The 14,148-nt window shown below is 72.5% G+C and carries 10 protein-coding genes; 4 read left to right on the forward strand and 6 right to left on the reverse strand.

The genetic code is table 11. The features are described 5' to 3' along the window. Positions 1–185: 185 nt before the first annotated feature. The 3 genes from OG928_RS36340 to OG928_RS36350 all read right to left on the reverse strand — a co-directional run bounded on the left by OG928_RS36340 (position 186) and on the right by OG928_RS36350 (position 7,149). Positions 186–4,670 (reverse strand): Hsp70 family protein, encoded by a 4,485-nt coding sequence (locus OG928_RS36340; protein ID WP_331766261.1) that lies wholly within the window; start codon positions 4,668–4,670, stop codon positions 186–188. 181 nt (positions 4,671–4,851) lie between these two features. Beyond that, entirely contained in the window at positions 4,852–5,457 is a 606-nt protein-coding gene (locus OG928_RS36345; protein ID WP_331766262.1) for a hypothetical protein, read from the reverse strand. A 168-nt stretch (positions 5,458–5,625) separates the two neighbouring features. Continuing rightward, positions 5,626–7,149, reverse strand: a complete 1,524-nt coding sequence (locus OG928_RS36350; protein WP_406291542.1) for a beta-N-acetylhexosaminidase — start codon at positions 7,147–7,149, stop codon at positions 5,626–5,628. A gap of 290 nt (positions 7,150–7,439) precedes the next feature. On the opposite strand from OG928_RS36350, the gene OG928_RS36355 reads away from it, so the two are divergent. The 3 genes from OG928_RS36355 (at position 7,440) to OG928_RS36365 (ending at position 10,506) form a co-directional block, all read left to right on the forward strand. Beyond that, positions 7,440–8,549, forward strand: coding sequence for an ABC transporter substrate-binding protein (locus OG928_RS36355; RefSeq protein WP_331766263.1), 1,110 nt, complete (start codon positions 7,440–7,442; stop codon positions 8,547–8,549). Positions 8,550–8,657: 108 nt separating this feature from the next. Then, positions 8,658–9,683 carry an iron ABC transporter permease gene (locus OG928_RS36360; RefSeq protein WP_331768238.1) on the forward strand — a complete coding sequence of 342 codons (1,026 nt, stop codon included), beginning with the start codon at positions 8,658–8,660 and terminating at the stop codon, positions 9,681–9,683. A 16-nt stretch (positions 9,684–9,699) separates the two neighbouring features. Further along, positions 9,700–10,506, forward strand: a complete 807-nt coding sequence (locus OG928_RS36365; RefSeq protein ID WP_331766264.1) for an ABC transporter ATP-binding protein — start codon at positions 9,700–9,702, stop codon at positions 10,504–10,506. 47 nt (positions 10,507–10,553) lie between these two features. On the opposite strand, the gene OG928_RS36370 is transcribed toward OG928_RS36365, so the two are convergent. After that, positions 10,554–11,216, reverse strand: a complete 663-nt coding sequence (locus OG928_RS36370) for a response regulator transcription factor (RefSeq protein ID WP_331766265.1) — start codon at positions 11,214–11,216, stop codon at positions 10,554–10,556. Beyond that, positions 11,213–12,340: a histidine kinase gene (locus OG928_RS36375; protein ID WP_331766266.1), complete on the reverse strand. Its 1,128-nt coding sequence runs from the start codon at positions 12,338–12,340 to the stop codon at positions 11,213–11,215. Before OG928_RS36375 ends, OG928_RS36370 begins: the two co-directional genes overlap by 4 nt. Positions 12,341–12,558: 218 nt before the next feature. Between OG928_RS36375 and OG928_RS36380 the strand changes: the two genes are divergently transcribed. Then, positions 12,559–12,972, forward strand: a complete 414-nt coding sequence (locus OG928_RS36380) for a DUF6223 family protein (RefSeq protein ID WP_331766267.1) — start codon at positions 12,559–12,561, stop codon at positions 12,970–12,972. Between the two features lie 111 nt (positions 12,973–13,083). Here OG928_RS36380 and OG928_RS36385 read toward each other — a convergent pair whose 3' ends face one another. After that, the gene (locus OG928_RS36385) at positions 13,084–14,058 is read right to left on the reverse strand and encodes an isocyanide synthase family protein (protein ID WP_331766268.1); all 975 of its coding nucleotides are present in this window, start codon (positions 14,056–14,058) and stop codon (positions 13,084–13,086) included. Between the last annotated feature and the right edge of the window lie 90 nt (positions 14,059–14,148).

Here is a 14,148-nt window from a genome sequence, read left to right on the forward strand (position 1 = left end):
CGGCGGCACCGTCGCCGACGCCGTCCCTCGGGCGGCGAAGAAGGATCCGCGACTGAAGGCCGCCCTAATCGTGAACCCCGTCGCGATGCCTCGGCGGCGGCTCGTCACACGCCTGGGTCCCGGTCCTCGTCGACGGTTTCCAGGAACCGTGCGCGCGCCCCGGTCCCGCCTCGACCGGGCCCGCGTCAGAGCTCGAAACCGGCGGCGGCCAAAAGCGGGGTCAGGGCGTCGGCGGTGAGGGCGAAGGTGCCCTCGTCGGCACCGCCGTCCGCCCTGATCGTGAGGATGCCGACCGCCTCGCCGAGGTCGTTCAGGAGCGGGCCGCCGCTGCACCGGGCCGGCAGCCGCAGTCCGGTCTTGAACAGCCGCAGGTCCTGCTCGGGAAACGACTCGAACTTGTCCACGACACCGCGAAGCAGGTCACGCGGCGGCGGGCCGGCGGCCCATACCCGGTCACCGATGCCCAGCAGCTTCACTTGCCCCAGCCGCAGCACGGTCCCGGCCACCGGCTCGCGCAGCCGCAGCAGCGCCGCGTTGCCACGGCCCGAGTCCGGCAGGAAGACCCGCTCGGCCGCCATCGTCCCGATGCCCTCCACCCCGATCTGGACCCGCGCGGCGTCGTACCCGTCGTCCCCGTCCGGGAGCAGGTGCCGGTTGGTGACGACCAGGCGGTCCGAGATCAGGAATCCGCTGCCGGTCGTCTTCCCCGTGACCGTCACCAACGCCGCCCGGATCCGGGCGAGGAATGCCTCCGGGTGCTCCGGGTCGAGCACCACTGCCGCAAGCCGGCCGGCGTGCACGGTCAGCGCCTCGCGGTAGCCGTCGGCGTCCCCGACCTCGGCCAGGCTGCGCAGTTGTCGTCGGACGTCCTCGGGCGACTCCAGCGGGGCCGTCGATCGGCCCAGTGCCGCCAGGGCGCGGGCGTACTCGCCGGCGTCGTGGGCGTTGCGGAAGCGGCGCAACGGATCCGGTTCGGCCGTGGCCAACCCGACCAGCAGCGCGTTCCACGCCGCCAGCCTCGCCAACTGCGGGCGCAGCCGGTCCAGGAGCCCGTCCAGCTCGGCCGCCAGGTGCCGGGCCTGGGACAGGTCCTGGTCCGGTGCCTGGTGGGTCGCGCCGGCGCCCTGAGCCCGGTCCAGGTATTCGCGGGCCTTGGCGGCCAGGTCGCGCAGCGGCTCCTGGGTCAGCAGCAGCTCCACTTCCCTGTCGTTGGCCTCGTTGAAGATCTCGACGAGCATCCGCTGGGCCTCGGGGTCCGCGGGAGCCTGCGAGGGGCGGTAGGCGACCAGCCGTTGCCGCAGTTCGCGCCACGACGCCTCGCCGTCGCTCGCGTCGGCCTCGTCGACCGACTCCCGCAGCCGTTTGCGCAGTTCCTCCAGCTCGGCCTGGCGCCGGTAGCTCCGGGTCATGTCGTCGAGCTCGTTCGGGGACAGCAGCGTGCTGTCGGTCACCCGGATGGTCTTCGTCCGCCCGGTGCCCTCGTCCCGCGCGGTCACCTCCAGGACGCAGCTCGCGTCGATGGCGAACGTCACCTCGATCTTCGGCACGCCCGCGGGGGCCGGCGGGATGCCCTCCAGCAGGATCTCCCCGATCCGCGACGCGGGGTCGAGCCGCCCGTTGTAGACCTCGATGCGCACCGCCGCCTGGTTGTCGCCGATGGTGGTGAACTCCTTGCGGCCCGTGGCGGGGATGGTCGTGTGCCGCTCGATGAGCGTGGACAGGACGTGCTGCCTCTCCTCGTCCAGGACCCGGATGCCCAGGGGCAAGGGAGTGATGTCCAGCAGCAGGAGATCCTTGAGGCTGCCGGCGAGCACGGCGCCCTGGAGCGCGGCGCCGCAGGCCACGGCCGTGCGCGGATCGGACACCGTGGTCCGCTTCCGGCCGAAGACCTCCTCGACGACCTCGCGCACCAGCGGCGAGAGCATGGGCCCGCCGACAAGGACCAGGTGATCGGGCTGCCGGTTCAGGGACTGCTTGAACTCGGCACAGGTCCGGCGCAGGGTGCGCAGCGGTTCCTCGAGGATCTCGGCCAGTTCGGCACGGCCGAGTTCGAGGTTCACGTCCTTGCCGTCGACGAGGCCGTGCAGCGCGTAGTCGGCGTGCTCCTGCGCCGACAGGCTGATCTTGAGGTACTCCGCGGCGACCTCCAGGCGGCGGCGCGCCACCCCGCTCTCGGGTACGTCGATGCCCGCCCGGCTGAGCCGCTCCGCCAGGGCGCGGCTGATGTTGGCGTCGAAGTCCTTGCCGCCGTAGTGCGTGTCCCCCAGCACCTGCTGCACGTCGTGGACGTTGCCCGACACCTCGACGGCGCTGGCGTCCAGGGTGCCGGCGCCGAGGTCGACGACGCCCACACGGCCGGTCAGGCGCCGCTCGCGTGCGGCGGTGATACAGGCGGCGGTCGGCTCGTGGATCAGCCGTACCGCCTCCACGCCGGCGATCCGGCAGGCGTCGCGGGTGGCGTGCTTCTGGTTGTTGAGGAAGTAGGCGGGAATGGTCAGGACGGCCTTCGGCCGGGCCGGCCGCAGGTCGTGATGGCGCTCCGCCCAGGACAGCCAGTCGTCGTGCACCTTGCCCAGCTCGGCCTGGGCCAACTCGCCGACCCGTTCGCGCACACGGGTGGCGAGCATCCCCTCCACGAGCCCGCGGGCGTGCCGAATCAGGCGGGCCGCCACCTCCTGCGGCCGGTAGGAGCGGCCGCGGATCCGATAGACCGTCCGCGTGCCCATCGCGCGCTTCGAGGCGCCGATGTGGCCGACCACCCAGTCGGCGAGGATCTCGTCGTCGGCCAGGCCGACCAGTTCGTTCCCCTGCCGGTCCAGGCTCAGCGTCGAGGCGAAGTGCGATCGGCCCTTCCAGGGGCACAGCACGGATTGCCGGGTCTCGGTGTCGTAGATGGCGGCGGCGCAGGTGGACGTGCCCAGGTCGAGCCCCCAGATCCCGGCGTACCGCCGGTCGATCTCGGCCCGGGCCTGCGCCACCCACGCCTGCGCCCGCTCCTCGAAGCGCCGTCGCACCGCGCCGTCGAGGGTTTCCAGGGCGCGCTCGATCTCGGGGGCCAGGGCGGGCGCCAACGCGGGATGGTGTCGGAGACCGCGCAACTGCTCGACGAGCGCGGTCCGTCGGCTGCCGGCCGACACCGCTTCGAGGCACAGTCGGACCAGTTCCTCGACCCGGCCGGAGCGACGTAGGCAGTCGGCCAGTCGTGGATCCTCCAGGGCCGCGTCGCCGTGCCATCGCAGCAGGCCGTCGGCGGCCATGCCGAACTCCCCTGCCCGGATGAACAGTTCGACAGCCGCCTCCGGCTCCCCGGCGTCCGCGTACAGCCGCGCGGCCCCGAGCAGGTCGCCGCCGGACTTGCGTGCCTCGGCGCGGGCCTTGCGGCCCTCGGGCGTGTCGTCGTCCTTCAGTACGAGGTCGGCCTCCCCGAAGCGCCCGGCAGCGCGGTAGAGGCGGTGGGCCCGATAGCGGTCGCCGCCTTCCGCGGCGCGCCGAGCGGCCTCGGCCGGCTCGCCCGACTCCTCCTCGAACCGGCTCCACGAGGCCAGGACGGCCTGCTGCTCCGGGAGAACCTCGGCGCGGGCGAGCAGCGCACGGAAGTGCTGCCTGCCCTCCGCGGTGACGGCGGCCCGCAGCGCGACCGACTCGTCCGACGCCGACGCCGCCCGGTCCAGGTGGTCGGCCAGTTCCTTCGCCTTCCGGGCCGCCTCGGTGAACTCCCTCCGCTCGACCAGCGCGTCGACCTCGGGCCGGCACAGCCCGACCAGCCGCAGGAGGCGCTCGGCCCGGTCCGCGGGGCAGTGGGCCAGCGCCTCGAAGAACCGGCCGAGCCGCTCGTGGCACTCACCGGCCCGGTCCGGCCGCGCGGCCGCCTCGAAACACGTCAGCGCCTCCGCGTACTCGCCCTCGTCGAAGAGCAGGTCGCCGGCGTGTTCCTCCAGCTTCCGCACCGCCTCGGTGTTCCCCAGGCCATGGGCCAGCCCCAGTCCGGCCCGCACATCGGCGAGCCGGGGCGAGCGCGCGCAGCAGTCCAGGGCCTGCCGGCGCAGCGCGTTGGTATCGGCGAGCCGGACCGCGTCCGCCCCGCGCCCGAGAAAGCAGTGCACCTCGCAGAGTTCCGGCAGCAGCGCCTCGGACAACTGGTCGAAGAACCCGGACCACAGCTGGGTATCCCGGCTCAACGGTACGGTCGCCAGGTGTCCCCGCATCGCCCGGGCCACCGTGTCCGCCTCGAGCAGCCCGAGATCCTTGCAGCGCCGGAGGTGGGCGACGAGCCGATCGGCGACCCCCTCACGGCCGAGCAGATCGGCCAGGCGGTCGCGCGCCTGGTCCCGGACCTCCCGGAGCCGCAGCCGGACCGCCAGCTCGAACACGATGCTCTGCACGTGCCGGTCGTCCCGCGTCGCCGGACCGGTCAGCCATCCGGCGTCCTTGGGGCCGAAGGCCGACGGGTAGTGCTCCGGAGGTATGCGGGCGTCGTAGTCGCGGAACAAGCGGGCCGCCAGCGGCGGTTCCAGGTCGAGAGCCAGGCGCAGCGCGACGCCGTAGTCGCGGGCGGCCCGCTCCAGTTGCTTCCCGGTCGAAGGCGCGGCGGCGAAGGCCGTCTCCAGCCGGTTCGTCGCCCGCTTCAGACGCTGCTGCGGGCCCAGACCCAGCCGACCGAGAGGCGCCATGCGCAAACTCCCCTAGCGTTGCCGATGCACAGCGGAAGACCGCTGACGTCGCCACTCATGCTAGTGCCGTGGCCGGAATGGTTCACCGGTTCTCGGTTGACCGTCGCCCCGTCGCGACACCCACCGAACTCGCTCAGTCGCCGCGCAAGAGGGAATCCCGCCCCGCGAGGCAGGGAGCACGTCATTTCCACACGGTGACCTGAAAGCGGACGGGCGCCTCGATGGCCACGCCGCTGACGACCCGGAGATAGGCCAGGTGGCCTTCGTCGGACTCCGTGCAGAAACGTGCTCCGCGGGTGAGGTCCCCGGTCTGGTAGGTGCCGCGCTTGTCGACCGCTTCGGCGCATTCCGCCGCCGTGGGGTCGGGGCCTTCGGCGGGCAGGACGGCCAGGGTTGGCGTGGAGCCTTCCGTGACGAGTCCGGGGGTGCCGACGGCGAAGAGCACCACGAGGTCGGCGCTCTTGGCGGATGGCATCGCCATGGGGGGCGCGGTGTCCAGATCGAGGTAGTTCGCCCCGGGCTTGAGGGTGATCTCGACGGGGTCCGCCGGCACCTTGGCCGGTGCGTCGGGCGTCCGCGACAGCGGCGGTGACGCGGGGGCGGGTCCGGTCGTCCCCGGCCCTGTGGCGGCAGGCGGCCGGGGGGTGCCCACAGCCGCGGCGCCGCCGGAGCCGTCGTCCGAATCGGACGATCGGTTGGCCGCCCAGATCGTCACCACGATGCCGATTACCGGGATGAGGATCCCGACCACCCACCAGGCCCACTTCGGTTGGCCTTGAGTACTCATACGACTCCCCGCACGCTAGGTCCCTTGGCGGCTCGCGACCCTACCAGCGGGAGCGTTCGGAGGCGCTGCGGCTCATCGGGGCCGGCAGCGGCGCGCTCGTCGTCGCCGGCCGCACGTCGATGCCGATGCCTATCCGCAGGAGTGGTACGGGTGATGGGCCGGACGCTCTCACGCCATGTACCACGTCCGGCGGGGCTTGTGGTGCATCCGCCCGGGGATGCCGGGGCGTTGCTGCCAGGGGTGCGGGCCGGTCGGCGGCCGGTAGGCGATGTCCAGTGCGTCGAGGCGGGCGTAGTGCGCTTCGTGCATCCGCCGATCGAAGTCGCCGAAGTCGCGCTTGTCCGGGTGCGGCAGCGTGGACCACGCGACCTCGGCGAAGGCCGCGAGGCGGGGGAACACCTGATAGTCCACGCGGGCGCGGTTCTCGGTGACTTCACTCCACAGGTTGGCCTGGGTCCCGATCACATGGGCCGCGTGGGGGGTGCCGCTCAGCCGTGGCGGTACGGGCTCGAACCGGTAGACGTCCTCCAGTGTGTGCACCCATCCGAAGGGAACCGGCTCACCGGCGTCCTCCGACTGGACGTGGTCGAGGTAGACCTCCTGTTGAGGGCACATCACGACGTCGTGTCCGGCTTCGGCGGCGGCGACACCGCCGGTGTACCAGCGCCAGCACATCACCGCGGCGCCCGGGGCCAGGCCACCCTGCAGGATCTCGTCCCAGCCGATGAGGCGGCGCCCCCGTGCGGCCAGCCAGCGGTCGAAGTGGCGGATCATCCAGGACTGGAGCCCATCCTCGTCCCCGACTCCCAGTTCGGCGATGCGGGCCTGGGCGGTGGGTGACTCGCGCCATTGGTCCTTGACGCACTCGTCGCCGCCGATGTGCACGAACCGGCCTGGAAACACCTCCAGGATCTCGGTGAACACGCCCTCGTAGAACTCCACCACCGCGTCCGTGGGCGCCAACACATGGGGGCTGATGCCCCAATCGGTCTTCACCCCCGGCGCGCCGGTGTCCACCGCGTCGGCGTTGCCCAGTTCCGGATACGCCGCGACGGCCGCTTGCGAATGCCCGGGCAGGTCGATCTCGGGGACGACCCGGATATGCCGCTCGGCCGCGTAGGCGACGATCTCCCGCAGGTCGTCCTGGGTGTAGAAGCCGCCGTGCGGACGCTCGTCCCAGAGCTCCGGCTCTCCCCACCCCAGCCGGGTCCGGGGCCGCCACGCACCCACCTCGGTCAGCCGCGGATACCGCTTGATCTCGACGCGCCACCCCTGGTCGTCGGTGAGATGCAGGTGCAGCACGTTCAGCTTGTGCGCGGCCAGCACGTCCACGTAGCGCAGCACGTCGTCCTTGGCCAGGAAGTGCCGTGCGACATCGAGCATCAAGCCGCGCCACGCGAAACGCGGCGCGTCCTCGACGGTCAGGTACGGGACGACGGCCGGCTCCCGGCTCAGGGGCGCGCGGCGGAAGGCATCCGGGCCGCTCAGTTGCCGCAACGTCTGGCGCCCCCAGAACACGCCCGCGTCGTCGCCACCGACGATCTCGACCCGGTCGGCCGCCACGGTGAGCCGATACGCCTCCGGGCCGAGCAGCGGGTCGACGCGGCACACCACCGTGTCGCCGATCGGCCCCGAGCCCCCGGTCGGCTCCAGTCGGCGTGGGGCGGGAATCAGGTTCGGCTCGCCGGTCACTCGCCCTCCCATTCGGAGAAGTCGCCTGTGCAGCAGGTTGATTCATCCCCCGATCGAGTCGCGCGCAATCAGCGGGCGAGCCACGTCCACTCGATTGCGGCAACTTCTCCGCCGTGACCAAACCGCGCAAGACCTCCCGGACGTGATCGTCCGGGAGCCGTGACGCCGACGTGCGCGATCGAGGGCCGCCCCGCTCGCGCCGACCGGGAACTTTCCCGGTGCCGCACCCGACTACCTGATCCGAGTCCGCCTTCGCGGGCCGTGGATCCGGTATGTCCTTGGAGGGTTCCATGCGTTCTCGCGTGGTGTGCGGCGTCGCCGCTGCGGTGACTTTGTTCGCGACGGCGTGCGGGGGCGGCGACGACGCGAAGAGTTCGTCCGGCGCCACGCTCGGCGGGGGCACCGCGGCGTCCGGTGCCGCGCCGGCGGGGACTTCGGGCTTCCCGGTGAAGGTGACCGACTGCGCCGGGGCGGAGACCACGTTCACCCAGGCGCCGAGGAAGATCGTCACCAGCAACGCGTCCAGCCTGGAGATGCTGTTCTGGCTCGGCGCCGGGGATCGCGTCGTCGGCACCGGATTCCCGCCGGGCAAGGGCACGATGCCCGAACAGTTCGCCGCCCGGGCCGAGCGGGTCGAAGTCCTCGGGGACATGGTGATCCCCAAGGAGCGGCTGCTCGGCTCGGGCGCCGACCTGTACATCGACACCTTCGCCGACATGGGCGGCATGGGCGCGATGGGCTCGGGGCCGTCCGAGAAGGAGTTCTCGGCCGCCGGCATCAAGCACATCTACCTCAAGTCGACGGCCTGCGCGGCCAAACGCCCGGGGCCGCAGCAGGACCTGGCCGAGGTCGAGGCCGACATCAAGGGGCTCGGCGCGGTGACGGGGACGTCCGCCAAGGCCGACGAACTGGTCGCGGGCATGGAGCAGAAGCTCGGCGCGGTCCGGACCGCGCTCGCCGGGGTGCCGCAGGATCGGCGGCCGACGTACTTCTTCTTCGACTTCGACGCCGGCACCAAGCAGCCGATCGCGGTGTGCGGCAAGCAGGTCGCCAACGCGGTGATCACCCTGGCCGGCGCGCGCAACGTGTTCGCCGACTGCGACGGCGACTACAAGCCCGTCGCGTGGGAGGACGTGGTCGCCAGGAACCCGGACTGGATCCAGCTCGGCGTGCGCGACAAGGGCAGCGCGGAGGCGAACGCCAAGGCGTACGACGAGGCCGAGCGATTCCTGCGCGGATTCGACGCCACGAAAGGCCTGAACGCGGTCAAGGGCGGCAGGTTCGTGCGGATCGGCTCCGAGCGGACCACCATCGCCGGGGTGCGCAACGCCGACACCGTCCAGCAGATCGCGAGCACGATCCACCCAGACCTGGTCAAGCCCGCCCAGGCCGCGCAGTAGGCCCGCGTGCCTCCCGTATCCGCGCGCAAGACGCGCCGCCCCGCGCCCGAGGCCGGCACGACGTCGGCCGCGCCGGGCACCCCGAACGGCACCGACGCCACCGACGGCGTGCACCCGGCGCGCACCGCCTGGACGGCCGTCGTGCTGGGCGTGCTCCTGGTCGCCGCGCTGACCGCGGCCGTGTCCCTGGGGTCGGTGGACATCCCCGTCGGCGAGGTGTGGTCCGTGGTCGGCCGGCGCCTCACCGGCAAGCCGCCGGAGCCCGGCACACGCGACCTGATCGTGTGGCAACTCCGGGCACCACGCGCGCTGTTGGCCGCCGTGGTCGGCGCCGGCCTGGGCATCGTCGGCACGGCCGTGCAGGCGCTGGTGCGCAACCCGCTCGCCGATCCGCACCTGCTCGGCATCTCCTCCGGCGCGTCGCTCGGCGCGATCGCGGTCATGGTGCTGGGGGTGGGCACCGGCGGCGTGCTCGGACTCGGGCTGTCCGCGGCGGCCTTCGCCGGAGCGCTCGCGGCGTTCGCGTTGGTGTGGGCGATGGCCCGGCGCGGCGGCGGCTTCTCCCCGCTCCGGCTGGTCCTGGCGGGGATCGGGGTGGGCCAGTTCCTGTCCGGCTTCACCAGCTTCCTGGTATTGCAGGCGGGTGACGAACAGCAGACGCGTGGGGTGCTGTTCTGGCTGATGGGCAGCCTCAGCGGCGCCCAGTGGGAGCAACTGGCCCTGCCCACCGCCGCGGTCGCGTCGGGGCTGCTGGTGTTGCAGGCCCGCGCGCGTGCGCTCAACGCGCTGCTGATGGGCGACGAGACGGCGGCCGGCCTGGGTGTGGACGTGGCCCGGCTGCGGCGTGAACTGTTCGCCGTCACCAGTGTGCTCACCGGGGTCCTGGTGGCGGTGTCGGGGGCGATCGGCTTCGTCGGCCTGATGGTCCCGCACGTCTGCCGCATGGTGGTCGGTGGCGATCACCGCAGGCTGCTTCCGGTGTCGGCGTTGTTCGGCGCGGTGCTGCTGGTGGCGGTCGACACGTTGGCCCGGACCGCCGTGAGCACCCAGGAGTTGCCGATCGGTGTGGTCACCGCCGTCATCGGCGCCCCGGTGCTGCTGTTCCTGCTGGATCGACGTCTGGAAACCCGATGAGGATGGAAGAAATCGGATGCGAATCGCCGTCGAGGACCTGCACGTCACCCTGTCCGGCCGCAGCATTCTGGCCGGTGTCCATCTGGTCGCGGGGGCCGGCGAGATCACCGGCCTCGTCGGCCCCAACGGCAGCGGCAAGTCCACCCTGCTGCGCGCCGTCTACCGGCACCTGAAGCCGCAGGCCGGGCGCGTGCTGTTGGCCGAGCGGGACCTACGGGCGATGACCCCCGCGGCCGCGGCGCGACACGTCGCCGCGCTGCCCCAGGAGCGCGGCAGCGACTTCGACTTCACCGTGCGCGAGGTCGTCGCGATGGGACGCACCCCCCACCAAAGGGCGTTCGCCGGCGACAGCGTCGCGGACCGCGAGGCGGTCGTCGTCGCCCTGGTCCAGGCCGGCGTGGAAGCGCACCAGGGCCGCCGGTTCTCCACTCTCTCCGGCGGTGAGCGTCAACGGGTGCTGCTGGCACGGGCGTTGGCGCAGGAGCCCGATGTCCTGGTCCTGGACGAGCCGACCAACCACCTCGACGTGCGACACCAGATCGAACTCCTGGCATTGCTGCGCGCCCAGGACCGCACGACGCTGGTCGCCCTGCACGACCTCAACGCCGCGGCCTCGGTCTGCGATCGGCTGCACGTGCTGCACGACGGCGAGGTACGCGCGTCCGGCACACCCCGCGAGGTGCTCACCCCCGACCTGCTCGCCGAGGTGTTCGGCGTCCGCGCCGCCGTCCTCGATCACCCGCTCACCGGCGATCTCCTGATCGCTTTCGACCACCGGACACCCGCGCCGCCGCCGCGACCGCGGGTGCCGGAAGTCGAGTGAATGGCGGACGGCCGGCAGAGGTGTTTCCCGCACCCGGACCGTGGATGTCAGGAGTTGCGTGGGGTCACCAAGCCGGATTCGTAGGCGAGGATCACGAGTTGGGCGCGGTCACGGGCCTGGAGCTTGGCCATGGCCCGGTTGATGTGGGTCTTCGCGGTCAGTGGGCTGATCACCATGTGGTCGGCGATCCGGTCGTTGGACAGGCCCTGCGCGACCAGGACCACGGCCTCGCGTTCGCGGTTGGTGAGCTCCTTCAGCCCCGCGGCGGCGCCCGAGGGGAGCGGTTGGGCAACGTACCGGTCGATCAGCTTGCGGGTGATCGACGGTGAGAGCAGCGCGTCGCCCCGCGCGGCAACGCGTACGGCGTGCAGGAAGTCTTCCGGCACGACGTCCTTGACGAGGAATCCGGCAGCGCCGGCGCGCAGCGCGTCGAAGACGTATTCGTCCAGGCCGTAGTTGGTCAGGATGACGACGTGCACCCGGGCCAGGGTCGGGTCGGCGGCGATGCGCCGGGTCGCCTCGATGCCGTCGACGACCGGCATCTGGATGTCGATGAGTGCGACGTCGGGCAGATGTTCCCTGGCGAGGGCCACACCCTCCTTCCCGTCGGCGGCCTCGGCCACCACCTCGATGTCGTCTTCGAGGTCGAGGAGCGCGCGGAATCCACTGCGCAGGAGCGGCTGGTCGTCGACCAGCAGGACACGGATCACGACGTTCGGTCCACGGGGAGTTCGGCCTGGACGGTGAAGCCGCCCTCGCCGCGCGGTTCGGCGCGCAACCGGCCGCCGAGGGCGGTGACGCGTTCGCGCATCCCGATCAGCCCGACGCCGGGCGTCGAGGCGGTGTCCGGCGCGGCTTTGCCGTCGTCGTCGATGCGTATCGCGAGGGCGTCGGGACGACAGTCGATCCGGACCGACGCCGTGGCGGCGTCCGCGTGACGGGCGATGTTGGTGAGCGACTCCTGAACGATTCGGTAGACGGTCCGGCCCACCGCGGCCGGCACGTCGTGTCGCTGTCCTTCGATCGTCAAACTCGCGTCCAGGCCGGTCGTGCGGGCCCGTTCCACCAGTTCCGGGACGTGGTCCAACCCACGCGGCGGGGTCGTGCCGTCGTCGCGCAGCGCCTCCAGGGTCGCCCGCAGTTCCCGGGTCGCCTCACGACCGGCCTCCCGGATCACCAGCAGGGCCTCCGGCACCTGTTCACCACGCTTGCGAGCCAGGTGGACGGCGACTTCGGACTGCACCTTGATCACCGAGATCTGGTGGGTGAGCGAATCGTGCAGCTCCCGCGCGATGTGCAGCCGCTGCTCGTCGGCGCGGCGCAGCGCGGTCTCCTCCCGGGTGCGCTCGGCCTCGTCCGCCCGCCGCTCGGCCTGCCGCAGCGCTTCGCCCGCGGCGCCGGCGGCGATCAGCCAGGCCAACTCAAGGGCCCCTCGGGCCTGCGCGAACGCCTCGCCCGTGTCGTGCAGGCCCGAGGCCAGGGCCGCGAGCGGGAGAGCTGCCAGCATGGTCACGCTCGCCGCCACCGTGATGGTGCGGTGTCCCGCCCGTACGGCTGCGTACACGGCGAACAGGTACGCGACGGCAGGCACGTCGAAACCGGCCGCCTGGTAACCCACCGCGCACAGCCCGGTGACGGTCAGGACCGGAACCGGAGCGCGGCGGCGCGCGGTCAGCGCCAGGCCGCCGGCCGTCAGCAGCGCGTAGCCAAGCAGGTCGAGGTTCGTTGCGGAGTGCTGCCCGGACAGCCCGGTGACCAGCAGCGTCGCCGCCACGCCGGCGGCGATCGCCCAGTCTCTGAGATCGGCCCCGACGCCGAACCGTCCTGTGCTCATGCGCGCACCCTAGCCGGATGTCGCCTGCGGGCGACTCCCGCCCGCGGATGATCGGCCGGCTACCGCACACGCGGTACCTATGCGGCTCCTGCGGCGTCCGCGGTAGCCGGACACGGCATCGGCGGCAGCGCGAATTGCCTGCGTCCGCTGGACGCCCGGCGGTGGGTCCGGTCGACATGATCGGCGACGTCCAGTCGGATGAGAAGAAGGAGCACCTCATGTCAGTCCGATCTGTGCTTGCCGCACCGGCGGCCGCGCACGTCTCGGTCCAGCAGTCGGCCGCCGGTGTCACCGACCTGAGCGCCGGGCGACTCGGGGCCATCGTCGCCGCACTGCTGGGGCTGACCGGCGTGGTCATCGGTGGGCTGGCTCTGGCCCGCTCCACCGGTCGCGTCCGCACCGGCTCCGGCACCGGCTTCCGCGCCGGCACTGGCTCCGGGCGAAACGGGGCCATCGTGGCGCTGGCGGCGGGGCTGATCGCCATGGCCCTCGGTGGGCTGGTTGTGGCCACCTCCGACGGCGGTATCGGCACCGGCAACGGACTGGGCGGGGCCTTCGTGGCCCTGGTGGTGGGGCTGATCGGAATGGTCCTCGGTGGGCTGGCTCTGGCCCGCTCCCGCCGCGCCGGCTGACCGCGGCGCCGGGTCCGCCCTCGCCGTCCGACCCCGACCGGGCGGGGTTGTCGCCGGTCTCGCCCGTCCCGCCCCGATCCGACGAGGCTCGGCGCGGCTCGACTCGGCCGCTCAGGCGTCTTCCTCGCGGAAGTGGCTGGGTCGCCCGTCTCGGTGGACGAGTACGCCCAGGCGCTCGGCCTCGGCGCGGCGGACCAGGCGGGCACGGCCGTCGGGCCGGCGCAGGACGGTGGAGTGCCAGGGGGTGGTCCACGCGTCGGGCGAGTCCAGGAGTCGGATGCCGAACTTGTCGGCGCCGCGCCGTTGCGGGTGGATGGACAGGCGTACCGAGCGGGGGTGGTACTCGGCGACGAGGTCGCTCCAGGCGCGGCTGCGTTGGATGACGCCGTAGGCGCGGGTGCGGCAGTCGCGCTGGAGCGCCGAGCGGGTGCCGGGGAAGTCGACGGCGTCCTCGAAGAGGAAGCGGGTGATCCCCCGGTACAGCCGCAACGTGTCCTGGTCGGTGCGTACTTGGGCACGCAGCTGGGCGACGGTCGGCGCGTGGCGCTCGTGCAGCCAGGCGCGCTTGTCGTCGTGGTCGCGTTCGCCGAGGACGTCGCGCAGGTCGAAGACGTCGAGGCGGTGCAGTGTGTCGCGGGCGATGATCGCGCGCAGTTCGTCGGTGTAGGCGTCGATGTGCGGGTCGGGGACGCCGATGAGATCGGCGAAGACGTGCCCGTCGGAGCAGATCAGCATCCTCGCGCCGGGTGGGTGGATCCGCTCGATGGAGGCGCACAACCGGTCGAGGAAGGCCAGGCTGAGGCGCTCGCCCTCGTCGGGCAGACGGCCCAGGACCTTGGCGGGGTTGGGCGATTTGCACGGGAAGGCGGGGAGGGTGAACAGGACGGGTTCGGCGTTGTCGACGAAGTCGGCGATCCGGTCTAGCTGTTCGGGGAAGTCGGTGGCCGACTCGGTGCCGGTGCCGGTGCCCGTCCCGGGATCGGGTTCGGCCGCGCGGCGGTGCGGCAGCAGGAGGTTCAGGATCGCGGTGCAGACCGCGGACGTCTCGACTCGCGCCCGGGTGGTGCGGTCGCGGGGGGCGTGCATGGGGTCGGCTCCTCAACGTGGGCCGCGCGGCAGTCGACGTGGGCAGCGCGGCAGGGCGCCTCGGCGCGGGGCCGGGCGCTGTCGTGTGGG

This window comes from Embleya sp. NBC_00896, assembly GCF_045207785.1.
GTDB lineage: Bacteria > Actinomycetota > Actinomycetes > Streptomycetales > Streptomycetaceae > Embleya.

Bases quoted from the DNA above. Each gene is read 5' to 3' on its own strand.
- OG928_RS36340 (WP_331766261.1), bottom strand. From the start codon at position 4,670: ATGGCGCCTCTCGGTCGGCTGGGTCTGGGCCCGCAGCAGCGTCTGAAG.
- OG928_RS36345 (WP_331766262.1), bottom strand. From the start codon at position 5,457: ATGAGTACTCAAGGCCAACCGAAGTGGGCCTGGTGGGTGGTCGGGATC.
- OG928_RS36355 (WP_331766263.1), top strand. From the start codon at position 7,440: ATGCGTTCTCGCGTGGTGTGCGGCGTCGCCGCTGCGGTGACTTTGTTC.
- OG928_RS36365 (WP_331766264.1), top strand. From the start codon at position 9,700: ATGCGAATCGCCGTCGAGGACCTGCACGTCACCCTGTCCGGCCGCAGC.
- OG928_RS36375 (WP_331766266.1), bottom strand. From the start codon at position 12,340: ATGAGCACAGGACGGTTCGGCGTCGGGGCCGATCTCAGAGACTGGGCG.
- OG928_RS36380 (WP_331766267.1), top strand. From the start codon at position 12,559: ATGTCAGTCCGATCTGTGCTTGCCGCACCGGCGGCCGCGCACGTCTCG.
- OG928_RS36385 (WP_331766268.1), bottom strand. From the start codon at position 14,058: ATGCACGCCCCCCGCGACCGCACCACCCGGGCGCGAGTCGAGACGTCC.